Here is a 20,640-nt window from a genome sequence, read left to right as displayed (position 1 = left end):
CCGCCCGGCGGGACAGCCGGAGCCCCGATTTTCCGGGGCCGGAATTTCCTTCGGGTTGACGTGGTTTCAGAAATTCCTAGACTTCCCGGAGTTGCTGCGTCGGAGGCGATGAATCGGAGGTTCCAGTGAATGCGATCAGCCTCACCGACGACGAGGTGGAAAGCTTCGTCCAGCAGGGCTTCGTGAAAATCCCCGGGGCATTCCCGAAGGAAACGGCCGACGTGTGCCGTGAGCGGCTGTGGCGGGAGACCGGGAAGGATCCGGACGATCCGAGGACATGGACGGAGCCGGTGGTGCGGATACCGCCGATCAACGATCCGCCGTTCCTGGAGTCCTGCAACACCCCTCGGCTCCACCGGGCCTACGAGCAGCTGTACGGCGCCGGCCGCTGGATCGAGCCGGACTGGCCGGGGACTTTCCCGGTGCGGTTCCCGCATCCCGGCCGGCCCGGGGACACGGCCTGGCACATCGACGCCGGCTGGCATGTCGACGAGCAGTGGTTCGAGGCGCTGGAGGACGGCGGGGATCTGGGTAAAGTCGATCCGCTCGGTTTCCGCGTCAACATCGAATCGCGCGGCCGTGCACTGCTGATTCTGCTGCTGTATTCGGATGTCGGCCCGAACGACGCGCCGACCCGCATTCGCGTCGGTTCTCATCTGGATGTTCCGCCCATGCTCGCCCCGTACGGCGAAAAGGGTCGTGGCCTGTTCCGTGACGACGTCATCGACAAGGCGACGGAACACCGCCCGGAGGTGCTGGCCACCGGGGAGGCCGGTGACGCGTTCCTCGTGCATCCCTTCGTGGTGCACGCCTCCCAGGCGAACCGGAATGGCCGGCCCCGGTTCATGGCCCAGGCGGCGGTCGAGCCGCGCGAGTTGCTGCGGACCGAGCGCGCCGACGGGCAGTACAGCCCGGTGGAACGCGCGGTCAGGATGGGGCTGGGGCTGAACTGACCGCGCGGAGCGCATGTCTCCCCGACGACGACCAGGTCAGGCACCTTGTAGCCGAACCGTTGCCGTTCCATCGGAACTCCCCCACAGCGAGCGCATAGTGTGTGTTGCCGTTCCAGAAGGTTGTGGGACCGGCCTGAACTCCCCGGGAGACCCGGGCCGGTGACACAGCCGAAGCGCCGAGTTCCTTCACAGCAGGGGGAGTCAAGAGCATGCGATCCATACGGCCGTCGTTCACCGTTCGGCGAGGGAGGGGCGCGCGCCGCGCCTCCCGCGCGCTGACGGCGGTCGCCCTCGTCTCGGCGCTGGCGATGACCGCCACCGCGTGCAACGACGACGGTGACGACAACGCCGGCGGTACGCCGGCCGCCGGCGCGGGCGGCACCGGCGACGGAAAGATCACGATCCCGGACGACCTCAAGCAGAGGCTCAAGGAGCACGGGATCGACATCGACAAGTGGAAGAAAGGCGCCTGGAAGAACTGGAACAAGGAAGACTGGCTGCGCGAGGCCAACGACTTCATCAACCCGGTCATCAAGGGCCTGTGGGACCCGGACCGGATGCGTGACGCCGACGACCCGGACCAGGGCGTCGACGACAACGACATCTCCGGTGACCAGGGCGTGACGGACCCGACGCCGCAGCCGGTGAAGGCGCAGTCGGTCACGCCGCCGTACCACACCAGCGCGGCCACCTCGGGCAAGCTGCTCTTCGACGCCCCCGACGGCACCATGGTCTGCTCGGCGACGGTCGTGCAGGACCCGGCGCACCCGGGCAAGTCCAACCTGGTCTGGACGGCGGGTCACTGTGTGCACGCCGGCAAGAAGGGCGGCTGGTACCGCAACATCGCCTTCGTCCCGTCGTACAACAACCAGGGCAAGTCGGCGGCCGAGCTGAAGAACGCCAGCCGGTCGGAAATGGCTCCGTACGGCGTGTGGTGGGCCGACGCGGCGAAGACCTCGCAGCAGTGGATCAGCAAGGGCGGGGAGACGGGCGGTGACGGCGCCTCGTACGACTTCGCCGTCATCCATGTGACGCCGGAGCAGGGCAGCAGCGGCCAGTCCCTGGAGGAGACGGTCGGCGGGGCGCTGCCGGTGAACTTCGACGCTCCTGCGGTGGCGAACGTCCGGAGCATCACGGCTTCCGGCTACCCGGCGGCGGCTCCGTACGACGGCCAGCTGCTGTACCAGTGCCAGGACAAGCCGGGCCGGCTCTCCATCGAGCAGTCCGACCCGACGATGTACCGGATCGGCTGCACGATGACCGGTGGCTCCTCCGGCGGCGGCTGGGTGGAGACCGGCGCCGACGGCAAGCCGGCGCTGGTGTCCAACACGTCCATCGGCCCGGTGAGCGCGGGCTGGCTGGCCGGTCCCCGGCTGGGTGACGTCGCCAAGAGCGTGTACGAGTCGGTGAGCAAGCAGTTCGCCGGGCAGTGAGCGCGGCGAAGGCCCGCCACCCGAGCCGGGTGGCGGGCCTTCGCCCTGCCGTGGGTCAGGCCGTGGAGACCGGCGCGTACGGCGCCAGGTCCGCCGCCAGTTCCTCGTGCACCCGGACCTTGAGCAGGGTGCCCTCCGCGGTGTGCTCCTCGGAGATCACCTCGCCCTCGGTGTGGGCGCGGGCGACCAGCTTGCCGTGGGTGTACGGCACCAGCGCCTCGACCTCGACCGCGGGCCGCGGCAGCTCGGCGTCGATCAGCGCGAGCAACTCGGCGATGCCCTGGCCGGTGCGGGCCGAGACGGCGATGGAGCGCTTCTCGATCCGCATCAGCCGCTGCAGCGTCAGCGGGTCGGCCGCGTCGGCCTTGTTGATCACGACGATCTCGGGTACGTCGGTGGCGCCGACGTCCCTGATCACCTCACGCACGGCCGCGAGCTGCTCCTCCGGGACCGGGTGCGAGCCGTCCACCACGTGCAGGATCAGGTCGGACTCGCCGACCTCCTCCATGGTGGAGCGGAACGCCTCGACCAGGTGGTGGGGCAGATGCCGGACGAAACCGACGGTGTCGGCCAGTGTGTAGAGCCGGCCGCTCGGGGTCTCGGCCCGGCGGACGGTCGGGTCCAGGGTCGCGAACAGCGCGTTCTCGACCAGGACCCCCGCGCCCGTGAGGCGGTTGAGCAGCGAGGACTTGCCGGCGTTGGTGTAGCCCGCGATGGCCACGGACGGCACCTTGTGGCGCTTGCGCTCCTGCCGCTTGATCTCACGGCCGGTCTTCATCTCCGCGATCTCCCGGCGCATCTTCGCCATCTTCTCGCGGATCCGACGCCGGTCCGTCTCGATCTTGGTCTCACCGGGACCACGGGTGGCGAGGCCGCCGCCCTTGCCGCCGCCCATCTGCCGGGACAGCGACTGACCCCAGCCTCGCAGCCTCGGCAGCATGTACTGCATCTGCGCGAGCGCGACCTGCGCCTTACCCTCTCGGGACTTGGCGTGCTGGGCGAAGATGTCGAGGATCAGGGCCGTACGGTCGATGACCTTGACCTTGACGACGTCTTCGAGGGCGATGAGCTGGCCGGGGCTGAGCTCACCGTCACAGATGACGGTGTCCGCGCCGGACTCGACGACCATGTCGCGCAGCTCCAGGGCCTTGCCGGAACCGATGAAGGTGGCCGGATCGGGCTTGTCGCGGCGCTGGTAGACACCGTCGAGGACGAGGGCACCGGCCGTCTCGGCCAGCGCGGCGAGCTCCGCGAGGGAGTTCTCCGCATCCTGCAGGGTCCCGGAGGTCCACACACCGACGAGCACGACCCGCTCCAGGCGGAGCTGGCGGTACTCGACCTCGGTGACGTCCTCCAGCTCGGTGGAGAGGCCGGCGACACGGCGAAGGGCCGCGCGCTCGGAGCGGTCGAACTGCTCGCCGTCCCGCTCGCCGTCGATCTCGTGGCTCCAGGCGACGTCCTCTTCCATCAGGGCATCGGCCCGAAGACCCTCGGGATAGGCGTGCGCGAGGCGCTTGGTGTCCTGGGAAGGGGAAGAAGAGGAGGTCATTGGATCCTTACGTCGATGAGAGTGCCGTTACGGCGTCGGTACGGCGGTCACCTGACCGCTCGTACTTGTCCAACGCACGAGTACCCCGGGAGATTCCCGTGTCCCCTGTGCGCGCCGACCTCTAGATGGTCGCACGGAACGGCACGTCTCGTCATCGGGTTATCGCGCGATGCGTGGCTGGGCCATCGGCTTCCAGTCCGGGTGGCCGGGCATCGGCGGGGTCTTCTCGCCGTAGAGCCAGGCCCGGAAGAAGTCGCTCAGGTCGCGGCCGGCCACGGCCCCGGCCAGCCGGACGAAGTCCGAGGTGGTGGCGGTGGCGTCGCGGTGTTCCTGGACCCATTCCCGCTCCAGCCGCTCGAAGGCCGGCCGGCCGATCTCCTGCCGCAGGGCGTAGAGCACGAGGGCGGCGCCGTCGTAGATGTTGGGCCGGAAGATGCCGATCTTCTGGCCCGGAGCGGGCGGCTTGGGCCGGGCGGGCGGGCCGCCGGCCTCCCGCCAGCGGTCGGAGGCGCCGTAGGCGGCCTTCATCCGGTGCTCCATCGGCCGCTTCGCCGTCTCCTCGGCGTACAGCTCCTCGTACCAGGTGGCGTGCCCCTCGTTCAGCCACACGTCGGACCAGCTGCGCGGGGTGACGCTGTCCCCGAACCACTGGTGGGACAGCTCGTGCACCATGATCGACTCGATGTACCACTTCGGGTTGGCGGGCTCGGTGAACAGCCGTTCCTCGAAGAGCGAGAGGGTCTGCGTCTCCAGCTCGAAGCCGGTGGCGGCCTGCGCCATGAGCACGCCGTAGGTCTCGAACGGGAACCGGCCTACCTTGCTCTCCATCCAGGCGATCTGGTCGGGCGTCTTCGCGAGCCACGGTTCGAGGGCCTTGCGGTCGCCGGCGGGCACGACGTCGCGCAGGCGCAGCCCGCGCGGTCCCGCGCGGTGCACCACGGCGGAGCGGCCGATGGACACCTGGGCGAGTTCGGTGGCCATGGGGTGCTGGGTGCGATAGGTCCAGGTGGTGGTGCGGCCGACCCGCTCCGCCCCGGCGGGCAGGCCGTTGGCGACCACGGTGTAATCGTTCGGCGCGGTGATCCGGAAGGTGAACATCGCCTTGTCGGACGGGTGGTCGTTGCACGGGAAGACCAGGTGGGCGGCGTCGGCCTGGTTCGCCATGACGAGGCCGTCCGAGGTGCGCACCCAGCCGCCCTGCTGGTCCCCGCCGGAGACGGGGTCGCTGGTGTGCCGCACGGTGATCCGGGTCCAGCTGCCCTCGGCCAGCGGCCGCGCGGGGGTGACGACCAGGTCCTCGCCCGCGCCGGTGAAGTCCGCGGGCCGCCCGTCGACCTCCACCGACCGCACGGTGCCGTGTGCGAAGTCGAGGTTGAGCCGCTCCAGGTCGGCGGTGGTCCGGGCGTCGATGGTGGTCACGGCCTGGAGCGGCTTGTCGTTGCCGCCGGCATAGCTGAGGGACAGGTCGTACGAGGCGACGTCGTAGCCGGGGTTACCCAGGTGCGGGTAGAGCCGGTCGCCGACGCCGAGCGGCTCGGCCGGGGCCGCGGCGGCGAGCAGGCAGACGGATACCGCGGACGCGAGCAGGGCCGCCTTCCGGTGCCGGGAGATCTTGAGTCTGGGCTGGAGGCGCGGGGTGAGCGACATGCACCACCGCTACCAGCGCGTGCCCGCACCACGGCGGCGACACGCACCCGCCCCACTCGAACGGGGGTAGCTCCGGGAGCGCCGTCTTCAGGAGGTCGGCGCCTGGTGCTGCGCCCGGCTCACGTCGTACACCCCCGGCACGTCCCGCATGGCCCGCATCAGGGCCGGCAGATGCGCGGCGTCGGGGAGCTGGAGGGTGTAGGTGTGGCGCACCCGCTGCTGGCTGGGCGGTTCCACGGTGGCGGAGACGATCTCGGCGCCCGCCAAGGCGATCGCCTCGGTGAGGTCGGCCAGCAGATGCGGACGGCCGAACGATTCAGCGACCAGCGTGACCCGGCACTCGGCGGTGTCCCCCCAGCGCACCCCGATCTCCGCGCGCCCTCTGCTCTTCATGTGCGCCACCACCGCGCACTCCACGCGGTGCACGGTCACCACTCCCCCGCGCACCGCGAACCCGGTGATCCCGTCCGGCGGTACGGGCGTACAGCACCCGGCGAGCCGGACGGCGGCGGCCGGCCGGTCCACGAGGACGTCGGCACGCCGGGGGCGCGGGGCGGGGCCGCCGGTGGCGGGACGCGCGGAGGAGGTGCCGGCGGCCTGAGCGGCTGCGGGGCGGTTCGGGGCGGTGCCCCGCGCGGCCTGGGCGGGGGACGGGGAGGCGGTTTCGGCGGTGTGGTCCGCGGGGGCGGCCGCGGCGGGTTCGGCGCGGGTGCCGCTCGGCTCCGCCGTGTCGGTGCCGCCGCCGGGATGCGTGGCCAGCCAGCGCTGGATGGCGATGCGGGCGGCCGGCGTGTGGGCGTGGTCCAGCCACTCGCGGGAGGGCTCGGAGGCCGGGTCCTGGCCCATCAGCAGCTGGACCGTGTCGCCGTCGCGCAGGACCGTGCTGAGGGTGGCCAGCCGGCCGTTGACGCGGGCGCCGATGCAGGCGTGCGCGTCCTCGCCGTACTGCGCGTAGGCGGCGTCCACGCAGGTGGCGCCCTCGGGCAGGCCGAGGGTGCCGCCGTCGGGCCGGAAGACGGTGATCTCCCGGTCCTGGGCCAGGTCCTCGCGCAGGGTGGACCAGAAGGTGTCGGGGTCGGGGGCGGCCTCCTGCCAGTCGAGGAGGCGGGAGAGCCAGCCGGGACGGGTGGGGTCGGCGCGCTCGCCGTCGGCGGGGGTCTCGGGCGTGGCGGCATCGGCGGCCGAGGCGTCGGAGGCGGGCGCGTACGGGTTGCCGAGGGCCACGACTCCGGCCTCGGCGACCTTGTGCATCTGATGGGTGCGGATGAGGACTTCGACGACCTGGCCGTCCGGACGGGCGACGGCGGTGTGCAGGGACTGGTAGAGGTTGAACTTCGGTACGGCGATGAAGTCCTTGAACTCCGAGACGACCGGCGTCAGGCACGTGTGCAGTTCACCGAGGACGCCGTAGCAGTCGGCGTCCTCGTTCACCAGGACCAGCAGGCGGCCGAAGTCGGTGCCGCGCAGCTGTCCGCGCTTGCGGCCCACGCGGTGCACGGAGACGAAGTGCCGCGGCCGGATGAGGACTTCGGCCGGGATGTCGGCCTCGCGCAGCACCCCGCGCACCTCGTCGGCGACCTCGGCGAGGGGGTCGTCGGTCCGGGCCGCGTTCTGGGCGATGAGCCGGCGGGTCTGCTCGTACTCCTCGGGGTGGAGGATGGCGAAGACCAGGTCCTCCAGCTCGGTCTTCAGGGCCTGCACGCCGAGGCGTTCGGCGAGCGGGATGAGCACGTCACGGGTGACCTTGGCGATCCGCGCCTGTTTCTCGGGGCGCATCACGCCGAGGGTGCGCATGTTGTGCAGACGGTCGGCGAGTTTGATCGACATCACGCGCACGTCGTTGCCGGTGGCGACGAGCATCTTGCGGAAGGTCTCCGGCTCGGCGGCGGCTCCGTAGTCGACCTTCTCCAGTTTCGTGACGCCGTCGACCAGATAACGCACCTCCTCGCCGAACTGCTCCCTCACCTGATCCAGCGTCACCTCGGTGTCCTCGACCGTGTCGTGCAGCAAAGAGGCCGTCAACGTCGTGGTCTCGGCGCCGAGTTCGGCGAGGATCAGGGTCACGGCGAGCGGGTGCGTGATGTACGGCTCGCCGCTCTTGCGCATCTGGCCGCGGTGCGAGGACTCCGCCAAGAGGTAGGCGCGGCGCAGGATTTCGAGGTCGGCGTCGGGGTGGTGGGCGCGGTGGGCCTCGACGACATGACTGATCGCGTCGGGCAGTTTGTCACGGACGGCGGAGCCGAGCAGCGCGGCCCGGCCGAGCCGGCGCAGGTCGATCCGGGGCCGGGACTTCCTGCGCGTGGCGGCGGGCGCGACGGACCCGGCGGGCGCCACGGCCGCGGTGAGCGCTGGTGGGGCGGTGAGCGCTGGTGGCGCCGCGGGCGCTACCGGGCCAGCGGTCGCAGGGTTCGTGGCCTCCGCACTCATGGGCACCTCCGGCTCGTGAACCGGCGGACGGGAGCCCCCAGGGCACACGCGGCTCGGGGATGGCTACGTTCCCCCGTCCGTGCCGGTGCTTGATGCTATCGAGCCCACCACGCGTGACCGACCGCCTCTCGCAGAGCGTGAAACGGATCACCCATTCGAGCGATGGAAACGAGGTTTGAGTTTCGGGTCAGCCGAGCGCGTGAGCGAGCCAGTCGGCGTCGATCTCACCCTCGGCGACGATGACGGCGGGTCCGGTCATCTCGATCTCGCCGTCGGGCCGCTCGGTGATGACCAGGCGCCCGCCGGGCACGTCGACGGTGTACGTCGCCGGGGTGCCGGTGACGGCCGGGTCGGCGCCGTCCCGCCGGGCGGTGGCCACGGCGACGGCACACGCGCCCGTGCCGCACGAGCGGGTCTCGCCGGAGCCGCGCTCGTGCACGCGCATGGCGACGTGCCGGGGGCCGCGGTCGACGACGAACTCGACGTTCACACCGTCCGGGTAGGCGGCCGCCGGGCTCACCGGCGGCGCCGTGAACAGGTCGCCGGCGTGCGCCAGATCGGCCACGAAGGCCACCGCGTGCGGGTTGCCCATGTTCACGTTGCGCGCGGGCCAGCTGCGCTCGCCGACGGCCACGGTGACGTCCCCCTCGGGGAGGCGGGCGCGGCCCATGCCGACGGTGATGTCACCGTCCTTGGCGATGTGGACGGTCTTCACGCCCGCGCGCGTGGCGATCGCGAGGTCGCCCTCGGCCACATGTCCGGCGTGCTGGAGATAGCGGGCGAACACACGGACGCCGTTGCCGCACATCTCCGCGACCGAGCCGTCGCCGTTGCGGTAGTCCATGAACCACTCGGCCTCGGCTGCCATCTGCCCGGCCTCCGGATGTGCCGCGGACCGCACGACGTGCAGCACCCCGTCGCCGCCGATACCCGCCCGGCGGTCGCACAGGGCGGCGACGGCGGCCGGGGACAGCTCCAGGGCGTTCTCGGGGTCCGGGACGATCACGAAGTCGTTCTCGGTGCCGTGACCCTTGAGGAAGGCGATCCGTGTGCTCATTCCTCGATCGTACGGGGTACCTACGACAGCGCCCGTCCCGGCGGGGTCCAGGGTCTTTCCCCCGCCCTGGCCCCCGGCGAGATCCGGGAGAGAGGCCCTAGCGCAGCCGGGCCACGCGCCACACCGCGAGGACGACCGCCACGGCCACCAGCAGGACGTAGGCGAGCACGACCCGCCAGTCCGGACGGCGGCCGGAGCCGCGCGGGGGCAGGCCCGGCCAGGTGTAGCCCACCCGGAGGGCGGCCATCATGCCCCAGCCCGCCGCGCAGGAGCAGATCAGCAGGCCCAGCATGGCGATGACCGCGCCGCTGTCGCCGAAGTCGAAGGCGAGCGGGAAGGCGAACATCAGGGAGCCGACGGCGGCGAGACCCACGATGGGCGCGAGCTGCCAGATGCGCAGCCGGCGCTGCGGGCGCAGCTCGACCTCGACCTCCGGCCCGCCCGGGTACAGCTCCTCGGGCTCCGGTCCGTCGTCGGTGACACCGCCGACGATGTCGTCCGGCCCGTCCTCGGCCAGCCGGTCCTCGCCCAGGCCGCTCTCGGGCAGGCCGTTCCCGGGCACGTCGTCCGCATACGGACCGTCGCCGTGCGGACCGTTTTCGTCACCCTCGGTCGTGAGGGGCTCGGCACTTTGTGCGGTGTCGCGAGGGCCGGCCTCCATCGCCACGCGCCCTCCCAACTAGGCTCCACTTGGTCGATCGAAGCTCGATGATGGCACGGCGCCGAAGACATCGATGACCGGCGGCGCATCCCGATGCCATGACGTGATCAGGCTGTAACCGGTCGTACGACCAACGCCAGGGCCTGGTGCGGAAGTTCCCGGCGGTCCGCGGCGGCCCCACTCAACCAGTGCACCCGGGGATCGCGCCTGAACCATGAATCCTGACGGCGCGCGAAGCGCTTGGTGGCACGCACGGTCTCCGCCCGGGCTTCCGCTTCGGTGCACTCCCCGGCGAGCGCCGCGAGCACCTGCTGGTAGCCGAGCGCGCGTGACGCCGTGCGCCCCTCGCGCAGGCCCTGCGCCTCCAGTGCGCGCACCTCGTCCACCAGGCCCGCGTCCCACATGCGGTCGACGCGCTGCGCGATGCGGTCGTCCAGTTCCGGACGAGCCACGTCGACGCCGATCTGGACGGTGTCGTAGACGGAGTCGTGGCCGGGCAGGTTGGCGGTGAAGGGCTGGCCGGTGATCTCGATCACTTCCAGGGCCCGGACGATTCGGCGGCCGTTGCTCGGCAGGATCGCGCGGGCGGCGTCGGGGTCGGCGGCGGCCAGCCGGGCGTGCAGCGCGCCCGGACCGCGCAGCGCCAGCTCCTCCTCCAGGCGGGCCCGGACCACCGGGTCGGTGCCGGGGAACTCCAGGTTGTCGACGGCACCGCGGACGTACAGGCCGGAGCCGCCGACCAGGATCGGCCAGCGGCCCTCGGCGAGCAATGCGTCGATCCGCGCGCGGGCGAGTTTCTGGTACTCGGCGACCGAGGCGGTGACCGTGACGTCCCAGACGTCCAGCAGGTGGTGCGGGATGCCGCCGCGCTCCTCGGGCGTCAGCTTGGCGGTACCGATGTCCATCCCTCGGTACAGCTGCATGGAGTCGGCGTTGACGATCTCGCCGCCGAGCTGCCGGGCCAGAAAGACTCCTAGATCGGACTTTCCGGCCGCGGTCGGTCCGACGACGGCGATGACGCGGGGGGCGGGGGGTGCACTGCTCACGGCACCAGTCTCGCAAACCTCCTGGCGAGGTCTCGAACGAGTTACGTGACGGTGCGGATCCCGGGTCGTTGCCCGGGGCAAGGTGCCGCCCGCCGAGCTACCGGAGGCGGCGCCTGCGCCCGGCGCAAGCGTACGCACCGGGCGACGCGGGATTTCGCCCGCACGAGTACCGTATGGAGTGGATATGGGCGTGTTTGCACGGCTTCTCAGCAGGTCGAAGGCGACTCCGGAGGCGCCGGCCGCGGCGGCATCCGCCGACGTGGAGCCGGAGGCCGCGGAGGCGGAGGCGGCGGAGCCGGGGGGAGCGGGGCCGGCGGAGGCGAAGGACGCGGCCGGGGACGGGGCCGGGGACGGGTGCACGGACGTGACCGCGCACTCGGACGCCGGCACCGGGATCCCGAAGCAGCAGTCCGCGGAAGAGTCCGCCGACAACGAGGCCGGCGAGGGCGCCCGCAGGTAACCGCCCCGTGAGGGAAGGTGGACCATGGGTCTGATGGACAACGTGAAGCACAAGCTCGGTCCGGCCAAGGACAAGGTGTCGGACCTCGCGCGGCAGCACGGGGACAAGGTGCAGCACGGGATCGACAGGGCCGCGAAGGCGGTCGACGAGCGGACCAAGCACAAGTACAGCGACAAGATCCAGGCGGGCACGGGCAAGGCCAAGAACGCGATGGACCGCCTCGCGCACAAGAGCGGCCCGGAGGCGACGGCTCCCGACCCGATGACCCCCACCCGCCCGGAGGGCCCACCACCGGCTTCCTGAGCCGACGGCGCGTCCTGCCGTCCACGGCATGCGGGGGTGTCCCGCCGGGTGCGGGGCACCCCCGCCCTGCCGTCGCCGGTCAGGACCAGGCCGCGACCAGGTAGCCCACGCCGTACGGGGCGTCCTCGTACAGCAGGGTGCCGGTGAGGTTCGTGCTCTCGGCCGCGCCGGCCAGGATCTGCCAGGGGGCGCGGCCGGCGGCCTTCAGTTCGCGGGCGAGCTCCGGATCCAGGGCCTGCAGGGCCGCCAGATCGGCGGCGCCGAGCGCCCGCGCGGCCTCCGCGTCGAAGGGAGCCGCGCGCTCGTCCAGGTAGCCCGGTGCCTTGAGCGTGCGGCAGGCACTGCCGTCGCCCATCACGAGAAGCGCCACCCGGTCGGCCCGGCCGGCCAGCTCCCGCCCGGTCTCGGCACACCGCTCCGGCGCCAGCGTCTCCGCGACGCCGAGTCCCTCGATCGGGGCATCTGCCCAGCGGGTTCTCTCCAGGAGCCAGGCGCCGACGGCCAGCGAGGTCGGCAGCGGCCGCTCCGGGACCGGGTGGGCGGCGGGTCCCAGGCGTACGTCCACGCCGACCCCGAAGCCGCGGAAAGTGCCCGGGGTGCCCTGCGGGAAGGAGCCGCGCCCGCCCTCCTCGGCGGTGCCGACGACCACCAGCAGGTCGGGGCGGGCGGCGGCGAGCACGCCGAGCGCGTCGGCACAGGCCGCGCGCGCGGCATCCAGTTCGGGTGCGGCACCCGCGGCCACCTCGGGCACGAGCAGTGGAGGGCAGGGACAGACAGCGGCGGCGACAAGCATGATCGGCAGGGTAACGCCACCGGTGGGTGGTCAGTCGCAGCCGCAGGCCGTCGGGGTCGCCGGCAGCGGGGCCGGGGCGCCGATCTTCGGCAGGCCGAGCATGACGCCTGCCGGCTTGGCGGCCGCCGCGGCGTTGCGCTTCTCCCAGGCGTCTCCCGCGCGCGTGCGGCGCACGGCGAGGACCGGACCCTCGGCGAGGAGGTGGTGCGGGGCGGCGTACGTGATCTCGACGGTGACGACGTCGCCGGGGCGCACTTCCTGGTCCGGCTTGGTGAAGTGGACGAGGCGGTTGTCGGGGGCGCGGCCGGAGAGGCGGTGGGTGGCGCCGTCCTTGCGGCCCTCGCCCTCGGCGACCATCAGCTCCAGCGTGCGGCCGACCTGCTTCTTGTTCTCCTCCCAGGAGATCTCCTCCTGGAGGGCGACGAGACGCTCGTAGCGCGCCTGGACGACCTCCTTGGGGATCTGGTTCTCCATGGTGGCGGCCGGGGTGCCCGGGCGCTTGGAGTACTGGAAGGTGAAGGCCTGCGCGAAGCGGGCCTCGCGGACCACGTGCAGGGTCTGCTCGAAGTCCTCCTCGGTCTCGCCGGGGAAGCCCACGATGATGTCGGTGGTGATCGCGGCGTGCGGGATGGCGGCGCGGACCTTCTCGATGATCCCCAGGTAGCGCTCCTGGCGGTAGGAGCGGCGCATCGCCTTGAGGACCGTGTCCGAGCCGGACTGGAGCGGCATGTGCAGCTGCGGCATGACGTTCGGCGTCTCGGCCATCGCGGCGATCACGTCGTCGGTGAAGTCGCGCGGGTGCGGGGAGGTGAAGCGGACACGCTCCAGGCCCTCGATCGTCCCGCAGGCGCGCAGCAGCTTGCTGAAGGCCTCACGGTCGCCGATGTCGGAGCCGTACGCGTTCACGTTCTGCCCGAGCAGCGTGATCTCGGAGACGCCCTCGGCGACCAGGGCCTCGATCTCGGCGAGGATGTCGCCGGTCCGGCGGTCCTTCTCCTTGCCGCGCAGGGCCGGGACGATACAGAAGGTGCAGGTGTTGTTGCAGCCGACGGAGATCGACACCCAGGCCGCGTACGCGCTCTCGCGGCGGGTCGGCAGCGTGGAGGGGAATGCCTCCAGGGACTCGGCGATCTCGACCTGCGCCTCCTCCTGGACGCGGGCGCGCTCCAGCAGGACGGGCAGCTTGCCGATGTTGTGCGTACCGAAGACGACGTCCACCCAGGGCGCCTTCTTCACGATGGTGTCGCGGTCCTTCTGCGCGAGACAGCCGCCCACCGCGATCTGCATCCCGGGGCGCGCGGCCTTCCTCGGCGCGAGCCGGCCGAGGTTGCCGTAGAGCCGGTTGTCGGCGTTCTCCCGGACCGCGCAGGTGTTGAAGACGACGACGTCCGCGTCCCCGTCCGACCCCTCGGGAGCCCGCACATACCCGGCCTCCTCGAGCAGCCCGGACAATCGCTCGGAGTCGTGGACGTTCATCTGGCACCCGTAGGTGCGGATCTCGTAACTCTTGGGGGCGGGAACGTCCACTGCCGGGCTCCGGTCGCTGCTGCTGGTCATGGCTTCAAGGGTAGGCGCTTCCCGGAAGACCCCGACCCGGCGCTCGTCGAAAGGGGCGGCCGGCCGGTCACACCCTCCCGCCCGAGCGGGCACCGGCCATCCCTGATCTCCCGCCTGTGCTTTCCCCTACGCGTCCGCGACCCGTACGACCGCCACCGTGATGTTGTCGGGGCCGCCCGCCGCGATGGCCGCTTCCCACAGCGCGAAGGCCGCCCGGCCGTCGTCGTGCTCCCGCATCACCTGGTCCAGCACCTCCGTCGGCAGCGGATCGGTCAGACCGTCCGAGCAGATGAGGTAGCGGCCACCGGGCACCAGGGGCTCCTCCGTCACGTGCGGACGGACGGCCCGGTACATGCGGGTGCCGCCCAGGCACTGGGTGACGAGGGACGTGGTGCGCCGCCCGGGCTCGAGCGGAGGGCTGTCGTCCACGCTCATCTGGCGCAGCCCGTCGCGGGAGGCCGCGAAGACCCGGCTGTCGCCCACGTTGAACACCAGCAGCGAGCCGGGCCGCACGATGACACCGGCGACCGTCGTCCCCATCGCCGCCAACTCGCCTCCCGCGTCGCCGCCGGCGGCCTCGTACACGGCGCGATTGCATCCGTCCAGAGCGTCGCGGACGGCGTCCTCGCTGCTCAGGGCGGGTCCGATCGACGCGAGCCGGCGCACGACCAAGGCGCTGGCCACTTCACCGCCCGGATGCCCGCCGAGCCCGTCGGCGACGGCGACGACGAGCGGCGTCCCGATCGGGAAGGCCAGGACCTGCGGACTCTCGGTCACCGTGGCGCACAGGGTCCACGGCCCGATCACGAGACTGTCCTCGTTGCGTTCGCGGAGCAGCCCCGGGTGACTCAGCGCGCTCACCGCCACGTACCGCATGGAACGCCACCGCCTTCCCTGCTTTCAGGGTAAGGGCCCCCGGCAACGCCGTCCGGGTCCTCAGCCGCTCGCCTCCCGTGCCCGGCGCAGCACCCTGCGCTCCGCGGCTTCGACGGCGGCGCGTCCGGACCGGGCGCTGCCGCTCTTCGCCTACGGAGGCTCGGACCGACGCGAGATGGACCACGGCCGGAGCGCACGGAGACCAGGGGCGGACACACAGGCCGGTCACGTCACCTACCCGTGGCCCACCGGCCGGTGCGGCCCGCGCCCCACAGACACCTCCGGGCTCACCGGCCGGCCGTGAAGCCCACGCCCTCCCGCGGTGCGATGTGGTGGTCGAAGGCGAGCGTGCCGGGGTCGAGGGCCGTCGTTCCGCCGTCGACGGTGAGGACCGCTCCGTTGACGTACGACGCCGCCGGGGAGAGCAGCCAGTCGATCGCCTCCGCGACCTCGCGCGGCTCGCCCGGGCGGCCCTGGGGCAGCAGGCTCGTCACCGCCTCGTAGGCGGCCTCGGTCCCGCCACCGGGCAGCCCGGCCTCCTCGGCGAAGCGCGCCATGCGCCGGTCGGCCATCTCGGTCCGGACCCAGCCGGGGCAGACGATGTTGGCGCGCACCCCCTGACGGCCGTAATCGACGGCGACGGAACGGCACAGCTGGAGCAGGGCCGCCTTGGAGGTGGCGTACGGGGCGTTGCTCGTACCGTTGCGCAGGGCGGAGACGGAGGCGACGGCGACCACCGATCCCCTGGACTCCAGCAGGTGCGGAATCGCCGCGCGCAGCAGGAGGAGCGGGCCGGTGAGGTTGGTGCGCATCACCTCGTCCCAGTCCCGCAACGACATGTCACCCACGGCGCCACCGCGTCCGATGCCCGCGTTCAGCACCAGCCCGTCGAGCCGTCCGTGTGCGTCCAGGGCCGCGCGGACGAGGCCCTCGACCGCGTCGGGGTCCCCGGCATCGGACGGGTGCGCCAGCACCCCCGTCTCCTTCGCGAGGCGCTCCAGGGGCTCGGCCCGCCGGCCGGAGACCACCACGTGGTGCCCCTTCTCGCGCAGCAGCCGGGCCGTGGCCTCCCCGATGCCCGACCCTCCGCCCGTCACGACGACAACGCGCTTGTCCTCCATCGCAGTTCAGGCCCTTCGCCGAGATCATCAACGGCCACCGAGCTTAGAACCCGCTGATCCGCCGATGGCGACTTCCGGCCACCGCTCGCCGAGGCCCGGGTCACGGTCCGCGCGCACCACCTTGTCAAGGGCATGAAGTCTCCCTACATTCCTCCCCGACAGAGCGAGTGGGAGCGCTCCCATAGGCCACCGTCCCGAAGACCCCTTGGGGCGGTGCATCACCCTCTCGTGCCACCACACATCCGCACCGACGCCCCGGTGGTCCCCGCGTACCTCGGTACGGCGCCCTCCGGGGGCGTACCGCCCGTCCGATCCGACGGAAGGAGAGAAACGTGACTCGACGCGGCAGACTGCTGTCGGTGGCGGCGGCCTTGTCGACCCTGCTGACGGCGCTCGGTCTGGCCCTCCTGGGGCAGGGCAGAGCACACGCGCACGGGGTGGCGATGCTGCCCGGATCCCGTACCTACCTGTGTTACCTGGACGCCCGGACGGCGACCGGCGCGCTGGACCCGACCAACCCGGCCTGCCGGAACGCGCTGGCCGAGAGCGGTGCGACGGCGCTGTACAACTGGTTCGCCGTACTCGACTCGAACGCCGGCGGACGCGGCGCGGGCTACGTCCCCGACGGCACCCTGTGCAGCGCCGGCGACCGGTCGCCGTACGACTTCTCCGCCTACAACGCGGCCCGCTCGGACTGGCCGCGGACCCATCTGACCAGCGGGGCGACGATCCAGGCGCAGTACAGCAACTGGGCTGCGCACCCGGGTGACTTCCGGGTCTATCTCACCAAGCCCGGCTGGTCGCCCACCTCGCCCCTGCGCTGGGCCGACCTCGATCTGATCCAGACGGTCACGAATCCGCCGCAGACGGGCTCACCGGGTACCGAAGGCGGCCACTACCACTGGGATCTGCCGCTGCCCTCCGGGCGCTCCGGTGATGCCCTGCTGTTCATCCAGTGGGTCCGCTCGGACAGTCAGGAGAACTTCTTCTCCTGCTCCGACATCGTCTTCGACGGCGGCCACGGCGAGGTCACGGGCATCGGCGACTCCGGCACGACCCCGACACCGACGCCGACGCCCACGGATCCGCCCTCCGGCTCCTGCATGGCCACGTACTCCGTGGTGAACTCCTGGAACGGCGGCTTCCAGGCATCCGTCGAGGTCATGAATCACGGCACGGCCCCGCTCGACGGCTGGGCCGTGAGCTGGCAGCCCGGCACCGGAACGAAGATCAGCAGCATCTGGAACGGTACGCAGTCCACCGGCACCGGCGGCAAGGTCACGGTCCGCAACGTGGACCACAACCGGGTCGTGCCCGCCGACGGCAGCGTCACCTTCGGCTTCACCGCCACCTCGACCGGCAACAACGTCCCGGTCGGCTCGGTCGGCTGCGTCACGGCGCAGGGCGCCTCCTGAGGACCGTGGCCCGTGCCCCTCGCCGTCTCCCCCGGCCCGCCCGGGGGAGACGGCGAGGCCGATCGTGCTCACCGGCCGGCCGCGGCTCGGTCCCCGCAGCGGTTCGGTCCCCCCAGCGGCTCAGTCCTCTCAGCGGTTCGGTCCTCGCAGCGGCTCAGTCCTGGCCGGCCAGCTCGTACAGGGCGTTGACCGTCCTCCAGTTGCGGGTGGTGGCCGGCATGCCGAGGCGGCGCTCGATGAAGGCGTTGTTGAGCTTGGTCCTGCCGTACCCGTCGGGCACGTGCAGGTGGATCTCGTCGCCGGCCAGGGTGAACGCGGCGGCCTCGCCGGCCGGCACCGCCAGGCGGGCGGCCTGCTCTGCGGTCGGCTCCTGGGCGAGGAAGGTGACGTGCAGCTTGGCCGGGTCGTCCTCCTGCCCGGCGTACGGGTTCCGGGCGAGGGTGCGGGCCAGCGAGTCGGCGCTGCGCAGCAGCACCTTCGAGGACACCCCGAGATCGTCGGCGATCCGCTTCTCGATCCTCGCGGCGAGTTCCGCGGGGGTCTGTGTGCCGGGGGCGGAGAAGACCACGTTCCCGCTCTGGAGATAGGTCCGGACGGCGTCGAACCCCATGGCGGCGAACAGGTCGCGCAGATCCTTCATGGCGATCTTCGCCTGGCCGCCGACGTTGATCCCGCGCAGCAGAGCGACGTGCTTCGTCATGGCACCAACCTCTCACACGGCCGGCCGCGCGCGACCTCGGTCACGGCCACTCGGGCTTCGCGATCTGCGCCCGCAGCGGTGCGAGCAGTGCGTTGGCCCGCTCCCAGCCCTCCTCGGAGCCGAGGTCGGCGATGCCGCGGTCCGCCAGGACCTCCAGCGGCCTGCCGTCCGGGCCCGTGCAGCGGTCGTGGAAGAGGACCAGGGCGTGCTCGGACCGGTTGCGCCGGGACTCCCAGATCAGCCCCATGGCATCGGCCGCCTGCGCCCGGATCTCGCTCGACCAGCGCCGGGCCCGGGCGTAGTTGCTCTCGTCCTCCAGGAGCGTGGCGTCCTGGCAGACGGCGGCCAGGTCCGCGCCGCTGATCAAAGAGACCAGGGTCAAGTCGTAGCGGGTGCGCAGACAGCTCAGCGACCGCTGCCAGACCGTGCGGTAGGGGATCGTGCGCTCACCGAAGGGCGGCTCGAAGGGCCGGGAGCGCAGCACGCTCTCCGCCAGCGCCGTCAGCGCGCTGTCCGCCAGGTACAGGCTGTGGTACGTGTCCAGCACGGTGCCGTCGAAACGGCCGCCCTCGAAGTGGATGTCCGCGAGCCTCGGGTTGAACTCGTCCGGCGCGTACCGGGACTGATGGACCCGCCACAGCACCGTGCCCGCCGGGATCACCCGGCGGTTCGGGCGCAGTTTCAGGTCGATCATCGGGAAGAAGACGCCCATCACTCCCCCTCCGCCAGTTCGAGGGCCGCGCCGACCAGCCGGTGGTCGGGGAGCCGGCCGAGCAGCGCGGCGGGGGTGCCGCCCAGCCAGGTGTTGCCGCTGAGCCACCAGGCCGCGGCGCCCCACGGGTCGATGTCCGCGAGCAGCAGCCGGTTGACCTCGAGGACGACGTCGCGCGGGGTGCCGCCGGCCGGGGCGAACTGGAACTCCGGGTAGCGGTCGCCGTCTCGGGGATCGCGCAGTCTGATCAGTTCCGGGGGCGGCGCCCCGCCGCAGCGGTTCCGCGCCTCGGCGGCCGTAAGGGCCGGTTCCCGCAGCAGCCGGTCCTGCTCGGGGTCCTTGCCGTACGCCGGTTCGCGCGTCGGGGACGGCAGCCGGAACCAGGCCGTCAGCTCCTGTGCACCCGCCACGGCCCCCGGCCCGGGCAGCATCACGGCGCCCCGCGTGGAGTCCAGTTCCCGGCGCACCGGATGGCCGAACGGCAGCGAGAGCAGGGCCAGTTTGACGCCCTGAAGTGCCTTGCGGACCGCCCTGCCGTCGTCCGGTGGCGCGCCGGCGAGTTCCGTCAGCCTGGTCAGCAGCTGCGCGTACCGTTCGTCGTCCAGCGCCTGGCGGATGCTGTCCCGGTGCTCGCCGATCAGCGCGAGCAGCCGCTCCGCCGGCCCGGCACCCTCCTCGTTCACGCCGTCCTCCCTCCCGCGTACCGCGCAAGCCTGTGCCGGACTTCCTTCCCCGACAGCCGAGTTCGCCGACGAGCGCCGTACGCCCGCACCGGCGCGACCCCGGGGCCCCTGCCACTATGCCGACCCCTGGTGCGCCCGGCGACACGATGCCGCCCTCGGCCTCCTCACCGCCCGGAATCCGCCCGGAACGCACCCGGTTCGGTGCGCATCTCGCGCCGCATCCGGCGCAGCCGCTCCCACAGTTCGTCGATGCTCGCCCGCACGGCGTCCGGCGAGTCCCCGGAGCGCGCGACTCCGTCGTCCAGGCGCCGGACCATGCCGTAGACCGCTCCGAGGTCGTGCGTGAGGCCGCCCGCGAGGTCGAGCACCCGCTCCGGCATGCGCAGCTGGGCCTCGGCGTACACGTCCCGGTACTGGTCGCGCGCCTCGGTGAGCCGCTGCCGTACGGTGCGCAGTTCCTCGTCGCGGCCCAGCGCGTGCACCTGGTCGGTGAGCGCGGCCAGATAGTGCCGGGCGGAGGTGTTCAGGGCGACGTAGCACGCGCGCAGTTCGTCGGCCTGCCGGCGCCGCTCCCGTACCTGCTCGGCGCGCTCCTGCTCGCGCCGGCGGCTGCGGTCGGCCGCGCGCTGGGTCAGCAGCGCGGACAGCAGCGTCCCGACGACTCCGACGACCGCGACCACCGGCGCGGTCGCTCCCCCGACGTCCACCCCGCCCCCCTCCCCGTCCCCCGTCGTTCCGTCCTTCCCGCCAGGGAAGCAGCCGTCCCGGGGCCGGGTGAACACCCGGCCCGGACGTCGCCCGGGGTTCGGCCCGCAGGCGACCGCACCCGCCCGCCGGGCCGGCCCGGCGGGCGGCAGCCGGGCGGATCCCGGGCGCGACACCGGCCGCCTTCCACCCCTTCCCGTCGATCGTGGGCGCCCTTCCCATCGATCGAGGGCACCCCTCCCTTCGATCGTGGGCCGCCCCGCGAGACACCCACGGCCACCCGGCCGGTGGCGCCCGGCTCGACGCCCGCAGACCGCCCGGCCGGTGGCGCCCGCGGGCCGCTCGGTTGGTGAAGCCCGGTTCCGTGTGGCGTACGCGGCAGTGACCGGGACGGGCCGGCGGCGGCTGGCGGAGATGCGGTGCCACGGCGGAGGAGACCGCCGCCGAGCTGTTCTCCGGCCCGGCGTGGCCCCCGGCGGACATCGCCCGCCTCGCGGAGCTGCTGACCCGCCTCGGCGGTACCGGCCTGTCGGGGGCTGACG

Annotated in this window: 19 protein-coding genes; 5 read left to right on the top strand and 14 right to left on the bottom strand. The window is 72.4% G+C overall.

Annotated elements, in window-relative coordinates:
- Positions 1-125: 125 nt before the first annotated feature.
- Positions 126-953 (top strand): phytanoyl-CoA dioxygenase family protein, encoded by an 828-nt coding sequence (locus tag ACZ7DL_RS07195; protein WP_470772096.1) that lies wholly within the window; start codon positions 126-128, stop codon positions 951-953.
- A 209-nt stretch (positions 954-1,162) separates the two neighbouring features.
- Positions 1,163-2,386 carry a trypsin-like serine peptidase gene (locus tag ACZ7DL_RS07190; protein ID WP_470772095.1) on the top strand — a complete coding sequence of 408 codons (1,224 nt, stop codon included), beginning with the start codon at positions 1,163-1,165 and terminating at the stop codon, positions 2,384-2,386.
- Positions 2,387-2,441: 55 nt separating this feature from the next.
- Here ACZ7DL_RS07190 and hflX read toward each other — a convergent pair whose 3' ends face one another.
- From hflX to miaA, 6 genes are all read right to left on the bottom strand, one after another.
- Complete coding sequence (gene hflX, locus ACZ7DL_RS07185; protein ID WP_470772094.1) at positions 2,442-3,935, bottom strand: GTPase HflX; 1,494 nt, start codon at positions 3,933-3,935, stop codon at positions 2,442-2,444.
- A 159-nt stretch (positions 3,936-4,094) separates the two neighbouring features.
- Complete coding sequence (locus ACZ7DL_RS07180) at positions 4,095-5,582, bottom strand: M1 family metallopeptidase (RefSeq protein ID WP_470772093.1); 1,488 nt, start codon at positions 5,580-5,582, stop codon at positions 4,095-4,097.
- A gap of 87 nt (positions 5,583-5,669) precedes the next feature.
- Positions 5,670-8,009: a RelA/SpoT family protein gene (locus ACZ7DL_RS07175; protein WP_470772092.1), complete on the bottom strand. Its 2,340-nt coding sequence runs from the start codon at positions 8,007-8,009 to the stop codon at positions 5,670-5,672.
- 187 nt (positions 8,010-8,196) lie between these two features.
- Positions 8,197-9,066, bottom strand: coding sequence for a diaminopimelate epimerase (gene dapF, locus ACZ7DL_RS07170; RefSeq protein WP_470772091.1), 870 nt, complete (start codon positions 9,064-9,066; stop codon positions 8,197-8,199).
- Positions 9,067-9,163: 97 nt separating this feature from the next.
- On the bottom strand, positions 9,164-9,727 hold the full coding sequence (locus ACZ7DL_RS07165; RefSeq protein ID WP_470772779.1) for a hypothetical protein: 564 nt from the start codon (positions 9,725-9,727) through the stop codon (positions 9,164-9,166).
- Positions 9,728-9,834: 107 nt separating this feature from the next.
- Complete coding sequence (gene miaA / locus ACZ7DL_RS07160; protein ID WP_470772090.1) at positions 9,835-10,773, bottom strand: tRNA (adenosine(37)-N6)-dimethylallyltransferase MiaA; 939 nt, start codon at positions 10,771-10,773, stop codon at positions 9,835-9,837.
- A gap of 184 nt (positions 10,774-10,957) precedes the next feature.
- On the opposite strand from miaA, the gene ACZ7DL_RS07155 reads away from it, so the two are divergent.
- Together ACZ7DL_RS07155 and ACZ7DL_RS07150 are read left to right on the top strand one after the other, a co-directional pair.
- A complete protein-coding gene (locus ACZ7DL_RS07155; protein ID WP_470772089.1) occupies positions 10,958-11,233 on the top strand; it encodes a hypothetical protein in 276 nt (91 codons plus the stop codon).
- Positions 11,234-11,257: 24 nt separating this feature from the next.
- Positions 11,258-11,536: an antitoxin gene (locus ACZ7DL_RS07150; protein ID WP_470772087.1), complete on the top strand. Its 279-nt coding sequence runs from the start codon at positions 11,258-11,260 to the stop codon at positions 11,534-11,536.
- Positions 11,537-11,615: 79 nt separating this feature from the next.
- On the opposite strand, the gene ACZ7DL_RS07145 is transcribed toward ACZ7DL_RS07150, so the two are convergent.
- The 4 genes from ACZ7DL_RS07145 to ACZ7DL_RS07130 form a co-directional block, all read right to left on the bottom strand.
- Positions 11,616-12,329, bottom strand: coding sequence for a class III extradiol dioxygenase subunit B-like domain-containing protein (locus tag ACZ7DL_RS07145; protein ID WP_470772086.1), 714 nt, complete (start codon positions 12,327-12,329; stop codon positions 11,616-11,618).
- 30 nt (positions 12,330-12,359) lie between these two features.
- On the bottom strand, positions 12,360-13,886 hold the full coding sequence (gene miaB / locus ACZ7DL_RS07140) for a tRNA (N6-isopentenyl adenosine(37)-C2)-methylthiotransferase MiaB (RefSeq protein WP_470772085.1): 1,527 nt from the start codon (positions 13,884-13,886) through the stop codon (positions 12,360-12,362).
- Between the two features lie 126 nt (positions 13,887-14,012).
- A complete protein-coding gene (locus tag ACZ7DL_RS07135) occupies positions 14,013-14,762 on the bottom strand; it encodes a PP2C family protein-serine/threonine phosphatase (RefSeq protein WP_470772083.1) in 750 nt (249 codons plus the stop codon).
- Positions 14,763-15,049: 287 nt separating this feature from the next.
- A complete protein-coding gene (locus ACZ7DL_RS07130; protein WP_470772081.1) occupies positions 15,050-15,883 on the bottom strand; it encodes an SDR family NAD(P)-dependent oxidoreductase in 834 nt (277 codons plus the stop codon).
- Positions 15,884-16,215: 332 nt separating this feature from the next.
- On the opposite strand from ACZ7DL_RS07130, the gene ACZ7DL_RS07125 reads away from it, so the two are divergent.
- Positions 16,216-17,298, top strand: coding sequence for a lytic polysaccharide monooxygenase auxiliary activity family 9 protein (locus ACZ7DL_RS07125; RefSeq protein ID WP_470772079.1), 1,083 nt, complete (start codon positions 16,216-16,218; stop codon positions 17,296-17,298).
- A 154-nt stretch (positions 17,299-17,452) separates the two neighbouring features.
- Here the strand turns inward: ACZ7DL_RS07125 and ACZ7DL_RS07120 are convergent, their stop codons facing one another.
- The 4 genes from ACZ7DL_RS07120 to ACZ7DL_RS07105 form a co-directional block, all read right to left on the bottom strand.
- Complete coding sequence (locus ACZ7DL_RS07120; protein WP_470772077.1) at positions 17,453-17,998, bottom strand: DUF1697 domain-containing protein; 546 nt, start codon at positions 17,996-17,998, stop codon at positions 17,453-17,455.
- 40 nt (positions 17,999-18,038) lie between these two features.
- Positions 18,039-18,710 (bottom strand): RES family NAD+ phosphorylase, encoded by a 672-nt coding sequence (locus ACZ7DL_RS07115; RefSeq protein ID WP_470772075.1) that lies wholly within the window; start codon positions 18,708-18,710, stop codon positions 18,039-18,041.
- Positions 18,710-19,393, bottom strand: coding sequence for a hypothetical protein (locus ACZ7DL_RS07110; RefSeq protein WP_470772073.1), 684 nt, complete (start codon positions 19,391-19,393; stop codon positions 18,710-18,712). Before ACZ7DL_RS07110 ends, ACZ7DL_RS07115 begins: the two co-directional genes overlap by 1 nt.
- A 164-nt stretch (positions 19,394-19,557) precedes the next feature.
- Positions 19,558-20,100, bottom strand: a complete 543-nt coding sequence (locus ACZ7DL_RS07105; protein WP_470772071.1) for a hypothetical protein — start codon at positions 20,098-20,100, stop codon at positions 19,558-19,560.
- Between the last annotated feature and the right edge of the window lie 540 nt (positions 20,101-20,640).

It is taken from the genome of Streptomyces sp. NPDC036984, assembly GCF_055607665.1.
This window is presented reverse-complemented; position numbering and strand designations above follow the sequence as displayed.

Bases quoted from the DNA above. Each gene is read 5' to 3' on its own strand.
- ACZ7DL_RS07120 (WP_470772077.1), bottom strand. From the start codon at position 17,998: ATGACGAAGCACGTCGCTCTGCTGCGCGGGATCAACGTCGGCGGCCAG.
- ACZ7DL_RS07145 (WP_470772086.1), bottom strand. From the start codon at position 12,329: ATGCTTGTCGCCGCCGCTGTCTGTCCCTGCCCTCCACTGCTCGTGCCC.
- ACZ7DL_RS07180 (WP_470772093.1), bottom strand. From the start codon at position 5,582: ATGTCGCTCACCCCGCGCCTCCAGCCCAGACTCAAGATCTCCCGGCAC.
- dapF (WP_470772091.1), bottom strand. From the start codon at position 9,066: ATGAGCACACGGATCGCCTTCCTCAAGGGTCACGGCACCGAGAACGAC.
- ACZ7DL_RS07135 (WP_470772083.1), bottom strand. From the start codon at position 14,762: ATGCGGTACGTGGCGGTGAGCGCGCTGAGTCACCCGGGGCTGCTCCGC.
- hflX (WP_470772094.1), bottom strand. From the start codon at position 3,935: ATGACCTCCTCTTCTTCCCCTTCCCAGGACACCAAGCGCCTCGCGCAC.
- ACZ7DL_RS07150 (WP_470772087.1), top strand. From the start codon at position 11,258: ATGGGTCTGATGGACAACGTGAAGCACAAGCTCGGTCCGGCCAAGGAC.
- ACZ7DL_RS07165 (WP_470772779.1), bottom strand. From the start codon at position 9,727: ATGGAGGCCGGCCCTCGCGACACCGCACAAAGTGCCGAGCCCCTCACG.
- ACZ7DL_RS07190 (WP_470772095.1), top strand. From the start codon at position 1,163: ATGCGATCCATACGGCCGTCGTTCACCGTTCGGCGAGGGAGGGGCGCG.
- ACZ7DL_RS07115 (WP_470772075.1), bottom strand. From the start codon at position 18,710: ATGGGCGTCTTCTTCCCGATGATCGACCTGAAACTGCGCCCGAACCGC.
- ACZ7DL_RS07155 (WP_470772089.1), top strand. From the start codon at position 10,958: ATGGGCGTGTTTGCACGGCTTCTCAGCAGGTCGAAGGCGACTCCGGAG.
- ACZ7DL_RS07130 (WP_470772081.1), bottom strand. From the start codon at position 15,883: ATGGAGGACAAGCGCGTTGTCGTCGTGACGGGCGGAGGGTCGGGCATC.
- miaB (WP_470772085.1), bottom strand. From the start codon at position 13,886: ATGACCAGCAGCAGCGACCGGAGCCCGGCAGTGGACGTTCCCGCCCCC.
- ACZ7DL_RS07175 (WP_470772092.1), bottom strand. From the start codon at position 8,009: ATGAGTGCGGAGGCCACGAACCCTGCGACCGCTGGCCCGGTAGCGCCC.